General features: G+C 38.5%; 15 protein-coding genes. 8 read left to right on the top strand and 7 right to left on the bottom strand.

From position 1 onward, the window contains the following. Positions 1 to 264: 264 nt before the first annotated feature. Positions 265 to 957 (bottom strand): PspA/IM30 family protein, encoded by a 693-nt coding sequence (locus G4Y78_RS03985; RefSeq protein ID WP_163831805.1) that lies wholly within the window; start codon positions 955 to 957, stop codon positions 265 to 267. A 409-nt stretch (positions 958 to 1,366) separates the two neighbouring features. Here G4Y78_RS03985 and G4Y78_RS03980 point away from each other — a divergent pair, with 409 nt between their 5' ends. Then, positions 1,367 to 2,125 carry a type 2 periplasmic-binding domain-containing protein gene (locus G4Y78_RS03980; protein WP_163831804.1) on the top strand — a complete coding sequence of 253 codons (759 nt, stop codon included), beginning with the start codon at positions 1,367 to 1,369 and terminating at the stop codon, positions 2,123 to 2,125. A gap of 298 nt (positions 2,126 to 2,423) precedes the next feature. Beyond that, positions 2,424 to 3,632 (top strand): GGDEF domain-containing protein, encoded by a 1,209-nt coding sequence (locus G4Y78_RS03975; protein WP_163831803.1) that lies wholly within the window; start codon positions 2,424 to 2,426, stop codon positions 3,630 to 3,632. On the opposite strand, the gene G4Y78_RS03970 is transcribed toward G4Y78_RS03975, so the two are convergent. The 3 genes from G4Y78_RS03970 to G4Y78_RS03960 form a co-directional block, all read right to left on the bottom strand. Beyond that, positions 3,627 to 4,166 (bottom strand): DUF523 domain-containing protein, encoded by a 540-nt coding sequence (locus G4Y78_RS03970; protein ID WP_163831802.1) that lies wholly within the window; start codon positions 4,164 to 4,166, stop codon positions 3,627 to 3,629. The two genes, G4Y78_RS03975 and G4Y78_RS03970, sit on opposite strands and share 6 nt — an antisense overlap. Positions 4,167 to 4,362: 196 nt before the next feature. Then, complete coding sequence (locus G4Y78_RS03965; RefSeq protein ID WP_163831801.1) at positions 4,363 to 5,106, bottom strand: slipin family protein; 744 nt, start codon at positions 5,104 to 5,106, stop codon at positions 4,363 to 4,365. Then, on the bottom strand, positions 5,106 to 6,551 hold the full coding sequence (locus G4Y78_RS03960) for an NfeD family protein (RefSeq protein WP_163831800.1): 1,446 nt from the start codon (positions 6,549 to 6,551) through the stop codon (positions 5,106 to 5,108). Before G4Y78_RS03960 ends, G4Y78_RS03965 begins: the two co-directional genes overlap by 1 nt. 153 nt (positions 6,552 to 6,704) lie before the next feature. On the opposite strand from G4Y78_RS03960, the gene G4Y78_RS03955 reads away from it, so the two are divergent. Next, positions 6,705 to 8,129 carry a DUF4013 domain-containing protein gene (locus tag G4Y78_RS03955; RefSeq protein WP_163831799.1) on the top strand — a complete coding sequence of 475 codons (1,425 nt, stop codon included), beginning with the start codon at positions 6,705 to 6,707 and terminating at the stop codon, positions 8,127 to 8,129. A 168-nt stretch (positions 8,130 to 8,297) separates the two neighbouring features. On the opposite strand, the gene G4Y78_RS03950 is transcribed toward G4Y78_RS03955, so the two are convergent. Continuing rightward, entirely contained in the window at positions 8,298 to 9,779 is a 1,482-nt protein-coding gene (locus G4Y78_RS03950; protein ID WP_163831798.1) for a rhomboid family intramembrane serine protease, read from the bottom strand. A gap of 215 nt (positions 9,780 to 9,994) precedes the next feature. On the opposite strand from G4Y78_RS03950, the gene G4Y78_RS03945 reads away from it, so the two are divergent. From G4Y78_RS03945 to G4Y78_RS03930, 4 genes are all read left to right on the top strand, one after another. After that, entirely contained in the window at positions 9,995 to 10,732 is a 738-nt protein-coding gene (locus G4Y78_RS03945; protein ID WP_163831797.1) for a protein-L-isoaspartate(D-aspartate) O-methyltransferase, read from the top strand. 652 nt (positions 10,733 to 11,384) lie between these two features. After that, entirely contained in the window at positions 11,385 to 13,217 is a 1,833-nt protein-coding gene (locus G4Y78_RS03940) for a spermidine synthase family protein (protein ID WP_163831796.1), read from the top strand. A 130-nt stretch (positions 13,218 to 13,347) separates the two neighbouring features. Beyond that, positions 13,348 to 14,388: a polyamine ABC transporter substrate-binding protein gene (locus G4Y78_RS03935; protein ID WP_163831795.1), complete on the top strand. Its 1,041-nt coding sequence runs from the start codon at positions 13,348 to 13,350 to the stop codon at positions 14,386 to 14,388. Then, entirely contained in the window at positions 14,375 to 16,702 is a 2,328-nt protein-coding gene (locus tag G4Y78_RS03930) for a bifunctional diguanylate cyclase/phosphodiesterase (RefSeq protein ID WP_163831794.1), read from the top strand. The genes G4Y78_RS03935 and G4Y78_RS03930 overlap by 14 nt, the downstream gene beginning before the upstream one ends. Positions 16,703 to 16,706: 4 nt before the next feature. Here the strand turns inward: G4Y78_RS03930 and G4Y78_RS03925 are convergent, their stop codons facing one another. Then, positions 16,707 to 17,921, bottom strand: a complete 1,215-nt coding sequence (locus G4Y78_RS03925) for a hypothetical protein (protein WP_163831793.1) — start codon at positions 17,919 to 17,921, stop codon at positions 16,707 to 16,709. Between the two features lie 417 nt (positions 17,922 to 18,338). Between G4Y78_RS03925 and G4Y78_RS03920 the strand changes: the two genes are divergently transcribed. Then, entirely contained in the window at positions 18,339 to 19,610 is a 1,272-nt protein-coding gene (locus G4Y78_RS03920) for a hypothetical protein (protein ID WP_163831792.1), read from the top strand. A gap of 50 nt (positions 19,611 to 19,660) precedes the next feature. Here G4Y78_RS03920 and parC read toward each other — a convergent pair whose 3' ends face one another. Continuing rightward, a complete protein-coding gene (gene parC, locus G4Y78_RS03915; protein ID WP_163831791.1) occupies positions 19,661 to 21,922 on the bottom strand; it encodes a DNA topoisomerase IV subunit A in 2,262 nt (753 codons plus the stop codon). Between the last annotated feature and the right edge of the window lie 76 nt (positions 21,923 to 21,998).

The raw sequence follows: 21,998 nt of genomic DNA, 5'->3' as shown, positions 1-21,998 counted from the left end.
GTCAATCCACCAATACCTATCACAATGGTTAATATGCCTACTTCTTTTAGGCCAAATATAACGTGCAGCAATAAAGCCTAGCAGTGATACTATTAGAACAAGCCAGCTGAAGCCATTGATTAATAACAACATAAGTAAAAAGAAAGAAGTGATAAATAAGGTTGTAGAAAAGAATACTCTGAATGGGTACATAAACTTTATCTCCTTTCTCATACAAAAAAAGCCCCTAAAAAGGGGCAAAACGCTGATGGGCATGAAACTTATTTAACTTTGCTTTTTCGCTTTTAATCGGGCTAGCACATCATTAGCACTAGACGCATTCGGTTTAATACCTGCAGCTTTCATTTTACTCTCTAAATCACTGTCACCCTGCTCAGTTGATAGCTCATGTGCAGCTTCCATTTGTGCAGCACGTTCAGCCTGCTTTTGCTTAATTCTCTCTAAAGAGTCTGCAGCAGTGGTCATTTTAGAGTTTGCACCACTGTAACGGGCCGCAACTGCTGCTTGTGCTTTTTGCACACTGTCGGTAGCTTTAACCGTATCCACCTGTTGTTTTAATCTCTTCAAGTTGCTTTCTGCATGCTTCACGGCATTACGTAAGCTTTCGACACTTTTGGTATACCCTGTTTTTACTTCCTCTTCAGAGGTCAATTGAGCTTCCAGCTCCGCAATTTTCTCTGCAATACTTACAGCTAAAGCTTCGTCACCTTTGTCTAATGCCTGCCCAGCATATTGTTCATATTCTTTAATTTTAGCGGTTAGCTGATTACATTTATCCGTAGCAAGTTTTTGCTTAGCCATAATATTCGCTAAAGCGGTTTTAGAACGATTTAACTCTTCACTAGCATCTCGAATTTCCTGATCAAGAATACGAAGCGCCTGACTATCAACAACCGCTTCTCCAGCTTCAGTTGCCGCACCACGAATAGCTGTCATTAATTTACTTAAAATACCCATGCGCTTTTACCTCTCTCTATTCAAGTTTTGCTTGTATTTGGGGTGTGGGATAACTCCTTAACCACCATTACCTGTAACAATGATTTTTATGTTACATGTCAGAGCAAAGTTTGTCCACAAGTTTTTACATGTAACAACAAAACAATAGTTCATAGCCTATCTATATTAGGTGGCTATATCAGAGTAACTAATTGATATTTATGAGTTTTATACATATAAAGGCTTGCGCCTATAAAGCTATTTGATACAAGGCCAAGCCGTAACCAGAACCAAAAATCATTAGGTGGACTTCATTGATTAGTCTTTGTATCAGCCTAATCACTTGTTCTAAATTGCTATTTACTCAGTCACTCACTATAAAGTAGATAAACCAAATCCCACTTTTAGCTTTGCTGACGAAACAATAATCATGAACATCAAAAAGTATCTAGCTGCTGTTTTTTTAGCATTACTCAGCTGGATTACACTGGCTGCAGAAGAAATTTCTATTTGGACCTACTATGAGTCCCCACCCTTCGGTATTAATAATGACGGCAGCGATATTACCAACTTCCTGGCGAACCACTTAACAAACAACAACAGCGGCAAGTGGATATTTAGCGCTAAATACCTACCTCGTACTCGTTTGAATAAGTATCTGGAAGAGAACCAAAAAGGTATTGCAATATGGGCGAACCCTATTTGGTTTGGCGATAAAAACGAATCTCGCTACAATTGGACCAATAGTGTTGTTCTAGGTAGAAATGAAATCGTCTCACTAAAAGAAAACGCTGTACCTTACCAAGAGCCCAGCTCGCTCATAGGTAAAAAGTTTGGCGGTGTTAGAGGGCACCGCTACATTGGTATTGATGACTTAGTAAAAAGTGGCAAAATTAACCGCAAAGACAGCGCTTCGTTTGAAAAAAACTTTCTAAAGCTTTTAAGTCAGCGAGTCGATGTCATTCTTATCCCCCGCGGAGAACTTTTTCATCTAATGAATAAAAACCAAGTGAAAGATAAAATCTATATTGCAAATACACCTCATCAAGTCTACGAACGAAAGATTTTAGTAACTAAAAATCTTCCTGGTATCCGTGACTTTATTAATAGCCAGCTTGAAACCCTAAAAAATAATAACGACTGGAATACACTATTAAAAAATGCAGGAATTTATCAAGAAAACCCGTAGCATCATCTAAGCCCGTTTACTTGCAGCCTATCAACCAGAAATGTTTAGAATAACCCACTCTAACAAAGTTTGAGTCTGATTTTGTCCTACCATACTTGATGTTTAAAAACTCTTTTTCAAATAACTTTTGCAAATCAGCAGCAACTGCCCTTATACTGAATTGCAATAAGAAGCTAGTGCAACTTGCTCTAACAGGGTTTAGAGCATATTAAGAAGGACAAACCTCAAACTGACTATACTATAGTGATAGCCTACACTTTGTCGCATTGCTTTTGATGGTTTAGCAATAACGCTAATTATGAAAGACCACCATTCACTTTTATCTTTTCCAGTCAACCTAAACTATGCCGATGAGCTAAATAATGACTTTCGCAGGCTTAAGTTCAGTCCTGATATAGAAACGGTATTTCGAAGTTACTATGACGAAGAAACCCTGCGTATGCGACAGCTGGCCATTTTAGTAGGGTGTGTTCTCTGGCCACTTTTCACTGTTATGGATATTTTTATCGCACCAGCACAACACTTATCTATCTTCTTGTTTATTCGATTAGCTGTAGTAATGCCAATATTGTTAGTTATGTTGAAAGTGGTTTACTCCATTCGCTGGCAGGCTTATACACGATATTACGCAGTGCTAGTAGGGGCATTTGTCAATGCTGGGGTTGTTATCATTGTTAATGTAGGCCATTTCTATAATCCGGACTACCCTTATGAAGGCATTATTTTAATTTGGCTATTTTGCTTCTTTCTCTCTGGCATGGTAGTGAGAGAAGCTATTCTGGTTACATTCCTACCCTTTATATGCTATATCGGCATTGAGCTATTGATCATAGGGAATATTGCCCTTGCCATGACCAGCAGCCTTATTTTATTTGGTGCATACATCATTTGCGCTATTGGATCTTACTTAGTTGAGTTTCGCACACGAGAAAGTTTTTTAACCAAAGGCATGCTAAGCCAGCTAGCAGATACTGATAGCTTAACTGGCATTTTCAATCGCCGATATTTCAATAATCAGTGCTTAAGACTATGGAAACAAGCATGCCGTGAAAATAAATGCCTTGGAATCCTTTTATTAGATATCGATCATTTTAAACAGTACAATGATAACTATGGGCACAGCGAAGGTGATGAGGCACTAAAACAAGTTGCCAGTTTTTTACAAAAGCTAGCAAAACGTCCAATGGATGTAGTGGCCCGTTATGGAGGAGAAGAGTTTGCAGTAATCCTATATGACATTAACATGGAAGGACTGGAAAGATACTGTCAAAAGTTGGTAACAGGTGTCCACGATTTAAAGATTCCCCATGGTTTCTCTCCAAGCGGCGATTTTATTACCATCAGCTGTGGCGCCCGCTTAATGGCAGCCAACAGCAGCACAGCATTGAACCAAGCCATTAAAGATGCAGATCATAGTCTTTATGAAGCAAAAGCCCAAGGTCGTAATCAATACAACATTTACGGGCTTGATTTATTACCTAGAGACTCAGTAATGAAAATTTTATAAGGATAACCAATACTCGTAGGCTTGTTCCAACTGCAACTCATTAAAAACCTTTATTCCATGCTGAACCAACAATGCCGCTGTTACTCCCTCACCTGGTCTTAACTGACCAGAAAACCTTCCGTCGTATATTGCTTCATTACCGCAAGAAGGGCTGTTTGCCTTGAGAACAGCAAGTTGAATTTGATACTGCTGAGCCAGCGTTAAACATTGTTCAGCTCCTATTTTAAACGCCTCGGTTACGATTGCACCTTCGTTAGTTACAACTTCAGCTTTTGCTAGAATTTCTTCTTCTGTAGCAACTTTGTTATTTATAGTAACAGCTGTATTGTTCCAAATATTTTTTCCTGTTCCCCTTAATATTTCAGCTGGTGAGCGAGGTATTGACAACCCTCCTGCTACTTCAGGACAAAAGGCAACAATAACCCCTTGTCTTTGCCATTCAGTAATAATGGAATGGGATGCAAGACAATCACTACCATTGTAACGAACCTTCTCACCTAGCAAACAACTGCTTATCAATACTTTCTGCTTCATTAAAATGCTTATTAACAAACTTATACTCTTCGTGAATGGTTTTTAGGATTTGTTGTCGTCGCTAAGAATTCAGTTTATGCAGGAACAATAAACAGTCTTCACCCTAATCATTTATTGAAACATAAACTCATAGGGCTTCATCGCTCGACGACCATCCCTAAAAGCCGTTCACTTTGACTATATAAACCTAAAGATTTTACTTATTTTCAATAAAAGGTTTCAGCAAATCAATAGGTAGAGGGAAAATAATAGTCGAGTTTTTATCTACAGCAACTTCTGTTAGGGTTTGCATATAACGCAGTTGTAGTGCTTGCTGTTGCTGGGACAGGACTTTAGCTGCTTGAAGTAGCTTTTCAGAAGCCTCCAACTCTCCTGTTGCATGAATTACCTTAGCTCGTCTTTCACGCTCAGCCTCTGCCTGCTTGGCAATTGCACGAATCATACTTTCATCCAAGTCCACATGCTTTATCTCAACATTACTAACTTTTATTCCCCAGTTATCAGTTTGTTCATCTAGAATCGACTGAATAGCTTCATTGAGGTGGTCTCGAGCGGTTAACATTTCATCCAGCTCATGCTGCCCAAGTATAGATCTCAGTGTTGTTTGCGAAAGCTGACTGGTTGCTTCCAAAAAGTTTTCCACATTGATTATGGCTTGTTTTGCATCAACAACTCTAAAGTAAATAACCGCATTCACTTTTACAGACACATTATCACGAGAAATCACGTCCTGCGTAGGTACATCCAGCACTCTTGTTCGTAAGTCTACTTTCACCATCTGTTGTATAAGAGGAATAACAATTATTAAACCAGGACCTTTTACTCGATAAAACTTTCCTAATAAAAATACAACAGCTCTTTCATACTCCCTCATCATATGAAAGGTATTAGCTAAAATTACCACAGCCAACAAAACAACTGATGCCCAAAAATAATGCATTAGGTTTCTCCCCGTATTACTGTTAATGTTAAACCACTAACAGCCTTTACTATAATGTTGTCCCCCTGTTTTAAGGGTAAATCTGTTACTGCTTTCCATAATTCTCCATCAACTTTCACCATACCTTGTTGGTCAAAATCCGAGATAACAACTCCGCTACGCCCTACAATTGTATTAATGCCTGACACGACAGGTTGCCTGCGACTGGTAATCAGCATTTTTAGTGTTACAATGAATACCAATATTGATACCAAAGTGAAAGCCGCAATAACGGGCAAGCCCACTTGGTATGGAACCTCTGGCGAGTCAATCAACATAATTGACCCTAAAATAAATGCTACAATGCCACCAATCCCTAAAATGCCAAAGCTTGGAGAAAATGCCTCAGCTAACATAAGCAAAGCCCCCAAAATAATTAGTCCAAATCCCGTCCAATTAAAGGGCAGCATTTGAAAAGCATAAGCAGCTAGTAATAAACAAATAGCGCCAGTAATTCCTGCCACGCCAATGCCAGGATTATAAAACTCCAAAATTAACCCATAGATGCCAATTAACATTAATATATAAGCAATATTCGGATCTGTAATAACCTGTAAAAACCTGTTCCTCCAATCAGGCTTTACATAATGCAGAGGCTTACCAGCAACCTCAAGTGTCACTGTAGCTTCATTAATGGCGACTTGTTTCAGATGTAACTGAGTAACCAAGTCCTCTAAATCATTGGCAATGAAATCAATAACCTTTTCTTTTAATGCTTCTTTAGCTGTTAAACTCGCCGCATTTCTTACTGCTTGTTCTGCCCACTGACTATTACGATTACGCTCTTTTGCCAAGCCTTTAATATAAGCAACAGCATCATTAATTTGCTTCCTTTCCATAGTAGTGTGTGCATCGTTAGGGCTATCCTGGTTACCACCCTCTTTACTTTCTGATTTATGATTTTCTTCTTTTTCCGTTTGCTTAGGTAGTTGTGGGGCCCCTATTTGAACTGGGGTTGCGGCTCCCAGGTTGGTTGCAGGCGCCATCGCTGCGAAATGGCTAGCATAAAGAATAAAAGTACCTGCACTGGCTGCCCTGGCACCTTTAGGATAAACAAAAGTAGCCACTGGTACTTTACTGGCTAAGATAGCCTGGACGATATCTCTCATTGCCATATCCAAACCACCCGGAGTATCCAGCAACAATACAACTAACGATGCATTTGCCTCTGCAGCCGAATTCATACCCCTGATGATATAATCTGCTGAAGCAGGCCCAATAGCTCCTTTTACTTCCAATACCCATATTGCTTGCTGGATTACCAAAGCATCATCTTGAATAGTATCAGCTGCACTAAATTTAACTACGCCCACCAACTGGAAGAGAAAAAACAGCAAGAGCACAAAACTTTTTGCGTTCCATAAAGCTTTTCTATGAGAGCCTAATACTCTGCTACTATTATTCATTCTGGTTACACGTTAGTCTACAGTTCCTATTTGCCCCTTCAACTCTCTGCTATACATCCTTGGCAAAAATCATACAAAAACAGTTTTATCTTTAATAACTATAGTCAATATAGTTAAATTGCTTCGGAACGAGCATTACCCTGAAGGGAAGTTATGAGTAAAAAAGACTATTGCAAATATCATCAACGTGAGCCTGCTACCTGGAAATGTAGAAAATGTTTAAAACTCTATGGTGATTGTTGTGTTATCAAACCACCTCAGTTCCTGGCTGCGCCCAAGTGTTTAATGTGCGCAGAGCCACTTACCTATCTTGGCTCTTCTAATAAAATCCCTCCATTTTGGACGCAAATTAACCTATTTTTTCTCTATCCTTTCAACCAAGATTCAATAATATTTCTATTGATAGCATCGTTTGCATTTGCAGCACTAACCCTGACCGGACTATTAGGCATCGTTAGCTGGCTAATACTGGTGAGCATTATCTTTAAATACTCTTATTCTATTATCGAATTAACCAGCCAGGGAGATATGAATCCGCCCAGTGTTGCCACTTTGTTTTCAGGCACTGGCTTCAGTTTGTTTCTCAGGCAGCTCATTGTATTTTTTCTTCTAGGTGGTTTGTTATTTTTTCTAGCCAAAATCAGTATCTTTTTGTTTTTTATCGGGCTAGTAGCGGTCATCTTTACATTTCCTGCCAGTATAATGGCACTTGCATGGGATCACTCAGTACGTTCTGCTATTGATCCTACCCGGTTATGGTTTATCATCTCCGGTATTGGCTGGCCCTATTGTATTCTTTGTATATTTTTATTTATCTTATCTATTGGTAATACCTTAGTCGAAACATTTATTGCATCCAAAGTCCACCCTTTATTATTACAAAGTGTCAGTACTTTTTTTAATGGCTATTTTGTTTTAGTTATGTTTAGTATGATGGGATACACCCTTTTCCAAAGCCAGGAAAAGCTAGGCTATACGGCAGATATGGAAGATGATAATGAACTATCAGAAGAAGAATATTACGTAAAACAAACACTTGCAGATGCTGAAATCTATTTTAAAGAAGGCAAGCTAAACGAAGCATTATCAGTAGTACAGAGCAAAATAGACCAGTTCCCCAATAATTTGGATATCCACAAACGCTTTCATGAGTTATTAACAGAATCGAATGATGAACAGCGCCTTGTTTACCATGGAATTGCCTATCTTAAACTATTACTCCAAGCCAATAACAGCTACCAGTCTTCGCAGGTTTATTTAAATTGCCGAAAAGGGGCTAGCTCATTATCAATCAAAGATCTAATTGAAACACCTAAAATGCGCCATCAAATGGCAGAAGCCCTTATCAAATCAGGTAAGCCCAAGGAAGGTTTATTGGTAATGAAAAACCTTCATCAGCTCGACCCTCTATACCCCGGCTTACCAAAAGCCTACTTATTGGCAGGTAAAACCTATTCTGATCGACTACATATGGATAAACAGGCTATTCAGCTTTTGAGCTTTGTTGCAAAAAAATTTCCAAAAACAATCGAAGCCAAAGAAGCTATGGAATTTATTAAAGTAGTTAACAGCTTATAGAGCAGAGCCTGATCCAGAGGATCATTTACCCCCTCTGATTTCCCAACTAGATGTTGCTATCGCTCATTAGGTAGTAGCTAATAAACTCTTCTCCCTCTGAGGAAGAAGAGTTTTATTTTGGATTACGCAACAACTTTGTAAAGAAGAGGCTACTTATATTTAATACAGTCACTTTTTAGCTAATGACATTCTAGCCAATTTTGCCTCTTCAGATTGAGGAAACTGTTTAATTAGTAAATTAAAATACTTCGACTGAGTATTTTTATCACCCTTTTTACCATAGCTATTACCCAGCAAATAAATAATTTTTTGGATACCTTCCGGAAACTGGTTTTTCTGTAAAAGATTTTTAACCAGTTTTTCAGCACAAGCAAAATAATTATGATTAATAAATTTATTAGCCAAGAGTAAGCTAAGTTTAGGCACCCGCAAAATACCTTCAAACTTTGTTATATTATAATAGTCATTAAACACTTCGTTAATTAACTTAATACTATCAGGTGATGCAGGCAGTTTAAATACAGAAAAAACCAGCTGGTTATATTCACTTTTTGGATCTTGATAAACAGGACGGTTTTTTAATAAATTATAATACTGCCGATAAGTATCGAGTTGTTCTGGATAATCTTCAATTATTTTTTTGCAAAGTGAGCGAGCTTGATCAAGTTTCATATCCGAAATTAGCTGATCTAATCTCTCAGTTTTTTGATAATATTCAGCTAAAGGATCAACTTTGTCAATATAGTCTGTATCTACTGTTATTAACCGCTGTTTAGTCGCTAGTACTATGAAATAGCCACTTAACAGCCCACCTAAATGCGCCCAATAATTGACATGATCTTCAGCAGCTAGCGCCCCATAAAGCTCTTTACCAACCCAGAATGGGAATACCCAAAACGCAGGTGCTTTTATATAGTTAAAATAAAAAAGCACCCAATAAAAAAACTGTATCTTTCTTGCTCCATATAAGGCAACATACATGCCCATCAACCCAGAGATTGCCCCAGAAGCCCCTACACCAGGCCGATACTCTCCCCATTCTAAAACCACATAGAGAACATTGGCAAATATACCTGTTAGCATATATAAACTGAAGTAGGTTAAACGACCAAAAGCAATTTCTAAGGAATACCCTAGAATAAACAGAAAAATCATATTCCCAAGCAAGTGGTCAATACTGCCATGCATGAAAATAGAACCCAACATCCCTGCTGTTGTAACATTACCTGGAATAATTCCAAAGCGGATAATGCTCGCATCATTCCTTAATACTTCAAATTCTTGTCGGCTTTTTATCCAATTATTGATTTCCTGTGTTCTTGGTTTGTTGTCAAGCTTTGCTTTCAAATAATAGTCAAAGCCAAGGTCATTCATAATGTCTAAACGAAGTATCTTATCTTTTTCATGATCTACCAGTCTGATTGCATGCTTATATTGATCAATGTCTTTTTGTTTCAAATATTGTAAATAAACATCCCGCTCATAGCTGTACAATCCATGGTTTTCATAATACTTTAAAGCACGGTAATACTTTTCATCGTCATTAATCTGATAACCAAAGTAGATAATTACATTAATCAAGATGACTAATAAAGTAGCAACTGGTGGATTTTTCCAGTTAATTTGATGCTCTACTGGGATGATTAGCATGCAATAAAACCTAAACCCGTGAAAAACAATCAACTTATCTGCCTCTGCTACATCCTTCGTACTGGCTGTCAGCTGGCATAGAACTATGTAGAGTAACAGAACAGAGTGTAGCTGCCACCTCTTCCTATTAGTACTACACTGTAAGCATCAGGAAAATAGTAGCTTATTCGTCATACAACTAATAAACCTACTATTAAAACAAAATATGCATAATCATGAAGCACTTGCTGAACGATATTATCTTTATCATTGTTGGTCTAACAATTAACCAACTAAGTATTTGCTATGGAGAAGACTGGAAAACTATGCGTAAAGAAATGGTGCAAGAAATAGCCGAAGAAGTTAAAGAAACCAGCTATTTTATAGGCAAATCCAGTTTATATGATACAGTAATGAAGGCCATTGCAACGGTGCCAAGACATGAGTTTGTGCCCGTGTCAGAACAACCCTGGTCATATGATAACCGCCCTCTCCCCATTGGTTATGGACAAACCATTTCACAGCCCTATATCGTGGCTTTAATGACTGACCTGCTTGAGCCAGACAGCAATGATATTATTTTGGAAATAGGTACCGGCTCAGGCTATCAAGCTGCAGTGTTAGCCTCATTGGTCAAACAAGTATATACCATAGAAATCGTTGAAGAGCTTGCCAAAATCTCTTCGGAACGACTTGCTAAACTTGGTTATGATAATGTGATGACCAAGCTTGGTGATGGTTATTACGGTTGGCCAGAACATGCACCATTTGATGGAATAATTGTTACAGCTGCTGCCGGCCAAATTCCACCACCTTTGATAAAACAATTGAAAATTGGTGGTAAAATGATTATTCCAGTCGGTGACCAGTTTTTTACCCAACACCTTATTTTAATTGAAAAAACTTCAGACAACCAAGTAATAACCCGTCAAGTGCTGCCAGTTAGATTTGTGCCATTAACGGGTAAACACTAGTCATTTCTACATGATGGGCAAAAGCTCGGTTGATATTAGCCGTCACTCTTTACCTTTTAAAGTACCTTATATAAGTATTTTTATTATCTCAGTTGCACTACTGAGTTATGAAATTCTACTTATGAGGCTTTTTGCCATTATTCAATGGAGCCACTTTGCCTACATGTTCATTAGTCTGGCTATCTTAGGTATAGCAATTAGTGGAACATTTATTAGTCTTTATATCAAATGGTGTACTCAACACTTCACCCTAATTTTTACAGGGAGTTATTTGCTATTTGGTATTAGTACAATCGGTTGTTTTTATATAATACAAAATATTCCCTTTCACCAACAAGCTTTGCTTTGGAGTTATCAAGCCTGGCTACAGTTTACGATTATTTTTCTTTTACTACTAATTCCTTTTTTCTTCTCTGCAAATTGCATAGTGCTGTGTTTAAAATATTTCAAACAAAGTATACCTACAATATACGGAATAAATTTAGTAGGCTCAGGAGTAGGAGCTGGCAGCATTATCATCCTACTAGAAATATTATTACCTCAAACTATTTTACTTATATTAACAAGTACAGTTGTTTGCACATTATCTATTGCTTATTATGAATTAACAGCCAAATTAAATTCAAAGCTACTTTTAAGCATCACTATTAGTGTGACTATTTGCTTAAATTTACCACTACTACAGCAGCCACTCAAAGTCAATCATTTTAAATCATTTCATCAAGTTTTACAGTTACCACAAGCAGAAGTTGTCTTGCAATTATCTAACCCCCTGGGTTTAATAAATATTGTAGAAAGCCCTATAATTCCATTTCGTGCAGCAGCAGGCTTAAGTCTCCAATCAACAGCAGCTATTCCAGAACAGTTAGGTCTATTTATAGACGCCAATCATTTTACTGCTATTAACCAGTTTTCTGAAAACCAACCAAACAAGCTAGCATTTTTGGCTGACATAACATCAGCACTGGCATACCAAATTAACAAAAAACCACAGCAATTAATTTTAGGTTTATCTGGCGGCAACAGTTTACTTCAGGCATTTTATCATCAAGCTAAGCATATAGATGTTATCGAGCCGAATCCTCTACTTATCAATATTTTTACCAAAAAACTGGTCAACTATACCGGCTGGACTTATATCAATAAGTATGCTCAACTTTATAACCAAAGTTTTCGTAGCTTTTTTTTAACTTATCCAGACAAAAAGTATGACATTATTCAGCTTGATTTTCTTGATGGTAGCCATATAGGTAGCAATCTTTATTCACTTTCAGAAAATTACAGTTACACGCTTGAAGCACTGGAACAGTATTGGCAAGCACTAACCCCCAAGGGAGTCATTCAGTTTACTCAGTCACTAGATTTACCCGCTCGCAGCAGTCTTAAACTAGTCAATAGTATTAAAGTTATGCTTAGTAAACAAGCTATTAGCACACCAAAAAACCATTTACTGTTAATCCGTAGCTGGAAGACCTTAACAATTTTACTAAGCAAACAACCATTCACTTCTGATAATATTACAAAGGTTATTGGATTTTGTAATACCAGAGGGTTTGATACTATTTATTATCCAGGTATCACATCAAAACAAACAAATAAATATAATATTATTCATACACCAACCTTTCACCAGCTTATTAATCAGGTTCTCAGCAAAGAGAGCCAAGTTTTCACTTCAAACTATAAGTTCAACATTTCTCCAACATCAGACCAAAAGCCTTTTTTTAATCATTTTTTTAAATGGGGTTCCTTGAATGAGTTTATTAAGCTTTCAAAGACTGGCGGCATATCACTTGTTGAAACCAGTTACCTTTTGCAACTAGCTATTTTAATAATTTGTATAGTTTTCAGTTTATTACTTATCATTATCCCCGTTATATTACGTGCCAATCACTATACTATTCATTATTTACTAAAAAACCGTGCTTTAGCTTTTACCGACTATTTCTTATTAGTTGGGGTTAGTTTCTTTTTCATAGAAGTAGCATTTATTCAATACTTTATTCTATGGTTCAATAATATACTACTAGCCGTTACAGTAACCACTTGTAGTTTTTTATTATTTGCTGGTGCAGGAAGCTTATTAACTAACTTACTCATTAATAAAGAACTTAGCTATGGACGTATTATAAATACTTCAATAATTTGGATCTTATTATCACTGCTTTTACTCTGGTTTATCCTACCAATGCTATTTGAGTGGTTAAAAGATAGTTCTCTACTAGCCAAAAGTGTCGTTGCTGCAGCCAGTATCTCTCCTTTAGCTTTAGCAATGGGTTTACCCTTTGCTACAGGGTTAGCATCTCTACACCAACAACCCGCTCAATTGATTCCTTGGGCATGGAGCATTAATAACAGTGCATCCGTCACTAGTATTTTATTGTCCCCCATTATAGCAATCGAGCTAGGGTACAACAGCTTGTTGTTAATTGCTGCTTGTTGTTATGTTGCGGCTGCTTATTCTTTTCATAAATTTAAACCCTAAAGGTCATTCGCGAAGAGTATACATGTATCGCTAATACAAAAGCATCCTGAAGGAAGCTACACTGTCAAGTAACTTTAAAATAATTCAATACTAGGAAGTACCTAAAAAGAAGTAAAAGGGGCTATCCGCCATGAAATTTCTTACTCTACTTGTTTGCTCAGTTTGTATAAATATACAAAGCTATGCTGCAGGGTTAGTGCTCTTCAACTGGCAAGAGTATTTATCAACCAAAGTCATTCAAAAGTGGCAGGATGAAACTGGTATCCCGTTAAAAGAAGTCTATTACGACAGCGATGAAATGCGTGATGAGGTCCTAGCGACCAAAAGTGCTGAGCAATTCGATCTGGTAATCATCGATAGTATTTCTGCTCAGCTATTTGGTAAGAACAACAAGCTATTACCACTAACAACCTCAGAAGTAAAAAATATTACCAATATAGAAAAGCGCTGGCTACGCAGTTGTGGTAACTTTGGTGTTCCTTACTTTTGGGGCACAACAGGCATTGTTTATCGTGCAGATAAAGTCAGCTCCCCTCCCACATCTTGGAAGGATTTACTTTATCCATCACCAGCACTTTCTGGACACATTGGCATGGTGGAGGATTTTACAGATACATTGATCCCAGCGTTAAAACTAAGTGGTTATCCTATTTTTAGTGAAAATGTTAATCATCTAAAAGCAGCTTATGAGTTATTAAAGCAGCAACTACCCAAAGTCCTTACTTATAACTACATAATTAGCTATATCAGTGCTAAACCTAATGACGAGGAGCTATTCATGGCTCTGGCTTATAGTGGTGATGAATATTCACTGAATGACCTAATTGGTAAAGAAATTTGGAAATTTGTAGTCCCCAAGGAAGGAACGTCATTATGGGTGGATTGTATAGCAGTACTCAACAGTAGCAAAAATCAACAACAGGCTTTAACTTTTATTAATTTTTTGAATTCATCAGAAATTGCTGCACTAAATGCAAATGATACTGGCACAGCTACCGCAAACAAAGCTGCCATGCCTTTTATTGATGAAGAACTAAAAAGTGATCAGAGTCTTTATCCTAGCTTAGAAATATTAGATAAAAGTGAGCCTTACCGCATTATCTCTGATAAAAGTATGAGTCAGCGTAACCGGATCATGAGAGCTTTAAGTAAAGAGCATGAGACTAAATAAACGCGTTCGTGTTTTAATATTACCTGTCTTAGTTTTTAGTTACCTGGTTACTTTTATTGGAATTTACCAAGTACAAAAGCAATCAATCATCCACTTTCAATCCAGTGAAGCCAGATTGCAATTAAACCAGCTAGTTGCCAATTTAAACCGCTATTTAAGTTTTGCCGACACTTATTTCCCTTCATTGATTCGCAGCACAGAAATCCATCAATTTCTAAAAGTAGAAGATAAACGTTTTAAAGCATTAGCTATTGAGGGCAACTTAGAAGAAGCTATCAAAGAACTGGACGAAGTTAACATAGGTTATTTATCCCTGGCTATTTTAGCACCAAATAACAGTGTTGAATTTTATTACGAAAACAGCGATGACCCTTTCAGTGAAATTGATCCACGCTTACCTGAAATGGTTAAAGATATGCGAAAAAACTATACCGCTAGTGGCAGAACTTTAATAAACAATAATGGAGCCACTCGGCTAGTCTATGTTCGATTTATTGACCGCTACACATTACGCAAGCCTTTAATGAAAGAATGGCCACAATCAGTTGCAATATTAATGGCATTTGATGCAACCGGTTTCGATCAGTTGAGAGAAACCTTAAAAAAAGAAAATGGTAGAGTCGCTCAGCTATACCCTAGTGGTAAAGAGCCAGCTCATTTGAAGAAAACAGCAATGGTCAAAGTTTCTCAAACAATCCCTAAACTGGGTTCAATTTACTTAGAAATTGACAACAAACTTATTCAAGAATTGCTCAATGAACTTTATTTAAGAATTTCAATTTCATTTGTACTATTAACATTATGTTCTTATGTAGTACTCAACAACCTGATAAAACGCTATATAACTGGTCCTATTCAAGGATTAGAACAAGAAATCACCGAGGTACTTGAAGGACATAAAGAACAACCACGTCCTTCAAAAAAGGATGACGAAGTTGGCAGCTTAAGTCGTGTTTTTTCTAAACTCTATGGCCAACTACATGGTGCTTATGAAGTCACCAAAGAAATGGCTGAAAAAGATGCACTCACTAAGCTTTATAACCGTCGCATGTTCACTCGCTGTTTAGAACGAGTGCTTAACCGAGCAGAGCATAAACAGCAAAAAGTTGGTTTGTTATATGTTGACCTAGACAACTTTAAGTTCGTTAATGATAAATATGGTCATGAAACAGGTGATATTTTATTAAAAGCTTTTGCAGAGCGCTTACAAGACACAGTACGTACTACCGACATTGTACTTAAGTTCTACAACCATGATTTAGCACGACTGGCTGGTGATGAGTTTGCAGTGCTGCTGCATGATTTCAATAAAGAAGCCGTATTATATAAAGTAGCAGAACGAATATTATCTTTATTTGATAATGGCTTTACTTGTGAAGTAGGCCATTTTCCTATATCCGCCAGTATTGGCATTGCTATTTACCCTGATGATGGTGCTAACCCAACAGAGCTTATTTCTAATTCTGATGCAGCTATGTATCAAGCTAAACATGGTGGACGAAATCAGTATGCCTTTTATTCTCAAGAACTTGCCTCACAGGCACGTAGAGATAAAGAAATTGAAACTGAACTTAAAAAGAAAAATTTTTCTGAGTTTGAAGTTTATTACATGCCTATTGTCATAGCAAAAACAGGCAAAGTTGCGGGTGTTGAGGCTCTATTAAGGTGGCACTCTAAATCCTTAGGTTTTGTTTCACCCGCAGAATTTATCCCCATTGCAGAAAGTAGAGGCTATTTTGAAGATATTGACTTATGGGTTATTCAACAAGTAATTCGTGACTCGAATACTTTACTCAAAATATTTAACAGCAATATAAAGCTTTCTATAAATATTTCTTCAGCACAACTTAGCTCACAAATATTTAGTGAAAAAATAACTAACCTATTTAATCAAACTAATCTTAAAGAAATTGTTTTCCAGCTAGAAATAACCGAAACGTTTGAAATTCAAGATTTAACAAAAGTAGAAACCAACCTACATAGTCTTCGTAAACTTGGCTTATCCTTAGCAATAGACGACTTTGGCTCAGGCTATACTTCATTAGTTCAACTATTAAACTATCCAATTGATACCATTAAAATTGATAAATCTTTGGTTGATATGATGGTAGATAAGCGCCGCTGCGCCATGGTGGTGGCTCTGATCAAGTATTGTAAACAACAAGGTTTTCAAGTGACTGCTGAAGGGATAGAAAGAGAAGAGCAAGCATCTATACTCATTGAAGCAGGATGCGACTTTTTACAAGGTTTCTACTACGCTAAACCAGAGCCATTATCTGCGCATATTGCAAAGTCCCAAGCTGGCCAATCATAAATTGCTATACAAACTTAGCGTATGTAGGAATACCCTCAGCCCCATTAACAGGTCGATATTTACCTGAAGTATAATTTTCAAATAAGCTTTGGCCTAGCTTCATTTCTGCTACTAACTCTTTCACTGAAAATGCTACAAAACGGCTAGGATTTGGCATAATAACAGGCGTTAACTGTTGTTGCAGCAGTAATTTATTGACAACCAATACACCAATTGTTCGGATATTACCATCAATAAAGGGCCTCGCTCTGGCCAATTCCTGACAGCAGCGGGCAATAGCCGATAATTTATCATATTCCGTTTTGGACAAGCTTTGTGCCTGGCTGTACTCTGCTAATATATCTTCAACTAAATCCACGCATTGGGCAGTGGTTTTAGGATTAATATTCAAGCTAACTTGGTTTTGGTCCTGATATTCCAGCGTCCCTTCCTTTAATTTCACACCCGCTACTTCAAAACAAGGCTCCAGTTGATATCCTTTAATTAATTCAATTAACCCTGCTTCAGATGCATTACTCTTCAGGTCTAATAAAGAGTCACCAACAACTAAGCTTTTGGATGTTGACTGCTGGTCCTGATAGCTGGCTGGCAGGGTAATTTCTGGCAATCCATATTGTGCCTGGATCAGTTGTTCCTGCATGGTTTTACCCACTGGTAACACCCCTGCCACCGCCTTATCATGCAATTTTTCCAATAACGCAGCATCTAATGGCTGCTCAACATTAGAAAGCATGAAGCCAAAACCATTATACATGGCGGCTAAATAACCGGCTTCATCCTCAAAACCATATTCGCCTTTTAGCGCCTGCTGATAATGATTAACCATTAACCGCCAGGCTTGCTGTTTATCAAATGCCTGGAAAGATTTATGACTATCCATGGCCCGATGCAATTCAGGCTCTACTTCCAGCTTGCGGGAAATACCTATTAAAATAGTCAGCAGCTTGTCTTTTAACCCTTTAAATTCAGGATTAATTTTATCATTATCAAGAATTGCCTGTTTCAGTTTGGCCGCCACCTCTAAGGTGGGTGCAGGTGATGACGCACCTTTCTGCTTCATCTCAATGGCACGTACAAGGGCTTTAGTTAGCTCTTGATGTGATGCCTGATCAGTCAGTTGTTTAGCTAAAAGATTGCTAATCGCCTTGTAAGACGGGTTAGTCGCAAGTTTATTTCCCCCAGGCAGAGCTGTTGACTTATTTAAAACACCACTGATCATTTATAAGCACCACGATCATTTATCAGCAAGGCAATCATTATCAGTAAAGATATACTACAAGAACCAGCATGAATTATAAGGAGCATATGTAAAATAATTCCTGTTTTCTCCCTACTTACAAAGCCATTTACTTGCAAAATACTGTTCAAGCAAAGGAATTCCCTGAAAAACTACTCTTTATCAAAGCACGTTTAAATAAATACTGGAAAATTATTTTATACATGTTCCTTGACGTGCATTGTATAACAATTTCAACTTTTATATATGAACAATCACTCACTTTGGCAACCACTTGACGGCTAAAATAGGGTGTCAGTTGTACAACCAGGTAAAGATTTTAGGCATCACTTCTAGTTCGTTTTAGCCATTGATAGTAATATCTACCTCCGCCCTCTTATTATCCAATGGTTTTATACTGTGGCAATTTCCAACAACATATTCCTTACCTTCATAGCGAAAGTCAGAAAAACGCATTTTACTTTAAACAAAAAATTAGCTGTGCTGTTTAGCGTTATACTGATTTTGTTTTGTAGCATCTTCAGTTATATCGCCTATGAAGAAATTAATACCAGCGCCCATCAACAGGCTGAAGCCTTTGGACTCACCATTAGTAAACAAACAGCAAACATGGCTGGAGAACTACTGATGGCCAATGACCGAATCAGTTTAAATGTATTGCTTAACGACTTAGTAGCAAACCCCTACCTTCATAGTGCCCGTATTTACAGCGCTAACAACCAGCTGCTAGCTTCAGCTACTACCAAATCAAGCAAACAACAACTCGCCACGCAAAAAACTTATACAGCCCCCGTTCATCACCAGGAAGTGTTTGTTGGCCTGGTTAGAATCAAACTCAATGATGTATATATCAGCAAGCCAGCAAAAGACGCCACTACCATGGTTGTTTTTACTAGCATTATGTTACTTATCTGCGGCTTGCTATTATTTATCCAGCAAACTAACCGGCTCAGCCTTGATTTACGAAAGCTCACAGCTATCATTCAGCGAAAAGACAAAGATGCTATTTATAAACTAAAAAATACAACGCGCAACGATGAATTAGGCCAGCTTGCTAGAGCAGTTCCTGACTTATTACCACCAGCCTCATCAACCACGCCCCCTGTTGCGAAAGTTCCTAGTAATATCCTCGATTATTCTGCAACAATTTGTGTACACTTTTCAAATATTGATAATCTTAAACAGTGTTTAACCAGTGAGCTGTTTAATCAAGCCCTTACCCAGCAACTTAGCTATATTGAACAACTGACTAGCCAACATGATGGTCATATTAACTACTCAACGGAAGGTGATATTTTTATTAGCTTCTTGCAAAACCAAGCGGAAGACTTCTTTTTTAAAGCGGTGCAAGCTGCGATTGATATTTTGAATTACCAGCCAGGCAACCAACACACCAATAAAATTACTATGGGTATCGGTGTAAGCATTGATAACCAACCACACAAACACCCAACCCTTACCAAACACCCTGCCTTACAAGCCAGCGCCGCATGTGAAGCCAAACAACTAGCAAACCTGGCAACAGCAGAGCTATTTATTCATGAAGCAACATTGGAAATCTTTGACGACAGTAGAATCCAGACAGAGGCTGTCTTAGAGTTACCAAAAATCAAGCGGATTATTGCTATTGAGTTTGATGACGATGATGAGCAACACAGCCAAGCTGGTTAGATAAATAGCAAGTTCTTTCTCCCCCGAAAGGGAGAAAGAACTTATTTGAGTTACTCTTCTTCTGCCTCTATCACCTCTACACCATCAACTTTCTGGAACCCCCTCGGCAACTTGCTACCTCGACGCCCTCGCTCACCAACATAATGTTCAATATCTTCAGGTTTAAGCACCAACTTACGTCGCCCAGAGTACACCATTAAGCTGTCTGCTCTACCCAATACTTGTAGGCTGACAATATACTCTTCCCGCTCTGCTGCACGAGCAGCAGGGATATTAATAATTTTATTGCCCTTACCCCTAGCCATCATTGGCAAGTCAGCAATTGCAAATACCAACAACCGACCTTCATTGGTAAATACCGCCAGGTCTTCATTCTCTATATCTCGAACGACTGATGGTGTTAACACCTCTGCCCCTGCAGGTAAGGTCAATACGGCTTTACCTGTTTTGTTTTTCGTCAACAGGTCTGTGGCTTTAGTAACAAATCCATAGCCTGCATCTGATGCTAATAACAATAAGGTATTTTCATCACCATTAAACATGCCCTTAAAGCTGGCACCAGAGGGTACGGATAAGCGCCCGGTTAACGGCTCACCCTGACCTCTTGCGGATGGCAAAGTATGGGTTGCAACAGTATAAGAGCGACCGGTGGAATCTATAAACAAGGTAGGTTCATTACTCTTGGTGCGCACTGAAAACATGTAGTCATCACCCGACTTATAGTTTAGCGCGGTAGGATCAGCCTCATGGCCTTTAGCTGCTCTAACCCAACCTTTTTTCGACAGCACAACCGTTACTGGATCTGAAGATAATAAGTCAGCTTCAGTTAATGCTTTGGCCTCTTCACGGGCAACCAGTGGTGAACGACGGTCATCACCATATTGCTTAGCATCCGCTTGCAGCTCTTTTTTAATCAAGGTTTTCAACCGTGCTGGTGAGTTAAGAGTCTTTTCCAGCTTATCTCGCTCTTTACTTAACTCATCCTGCTCACCCCGGATTTTCATTTCTTCCAGCTTGGCTAACCGGCGTAGTTTTAACTCTAAAACGGCTTCAGCTTGTTCATCAGATAAGCCGAAGCGTTCCATTAATGCTGCTTTAGGATGGTCTTCAGTACGAATAATCTCAATCACCTCATCTATATTGAGGTAAGCGATTAACAGACCTTCTAATAAATGAATCCGCTTATTAACCTTATCCAAACGGTATTGCAGTCGTTTAGTAACAGTATCCCGACGGAAACCAAGCCACTCATTTAAAATAACATCCAACGATTTAACCTGTGGGCGACCATCTACCCCGATCATATTCAGGTTAACTCGGTAAGTGCGCTCTAAATCCGTCGTAGCAAATAAATGCGCCATCAGCTGTTCAATATCCACCCTATTTGAGCGAGGTACTATCACCAACCGAGTGGGGTTTTCATGGTCAGACTCATCCCGCAAATCCGCTACCATTGGCAGCTTTTTCTTTTGCATCTGATCTGCTATTTGTTCAAGTACCTTGGCCCCTGAAACCTGGTGGGGCAACGCGGTAATCACCACATCACAATTTTCAGTGTGGTAAATCCCTCGCATCCGCAAGCTACCACGACCAGTTTGGTACATTTTTAAAATGTCTTGCTTAGGGGTAATAATTTCTGCTTCGGTAGGAAAGTCTGGGGCTGGGATATATTCCAGTAACTCAGGTAAAGCAGCCTTGGGGTTATCTAACAAATACACACAGGCATTCACTACTTCTCGCAAGTTATGAGGTGGAATGTCAGTAGCCATCCCCACCGCAATACCCGTACTGCCGTTTAATAGTACCGTCGGCACACGTGCGGGCAGCATTACTGGTTCATCTAGCGAGCCATCAAAGTTCGGCTGCCAATCGACAGTACCTTGCCCTAGTTCGGACAATAGCAATTCCGAAAAGCCCGATAACCGCGATTCGGTATAACGCATCGCTGCGAAGGATTTAGGGTCATCGGCCGAGCCCCAGTTCCCTTGCCCATCAACCAGCGGGTAACGATAAGAAAACGATTGCGCCATCAACACCATGGCTTCATAACAAGCACTATCACCATGTGGATGATACTTACCCAATACATCACCCACCGTACGAGCAGACTTTTTATACTTGGCTGTATTTTTCAAGCCAAGCTCACTCATGGCATACACAATACGTCGCTGGACAGGCTTAAGGCCATCACCAATATGTGGCAAAGCACGATCTAAAATGACATACATTGAATAGTTCAAGTATGCACTTTCTGTGTACTGGTGTAGCGACTGGCGCTCAACCCCATCATCGCCAATCACGATGTCATTCATAAAGAATTACCTGCTTTAGCTTTCTAAACACTTTAAACTTTGTGAACGGTCTATTTAACTCAGCTATCTAAACTGT

Source organism: Spartinivicinus ruber, from assembly GCF_011009015.1.
Lineage (GTDB): Bacteria > Pseudomonadota > Gammaproteobacteria > Pseudomonadales > Zooshikellaceae > Spartinivicinus > Spartinivicinus ruber.
Note: the sequence above shows the minus strand (reverse complement) of the source record. Positions and strands in the feature narration are given on the sequence as shown.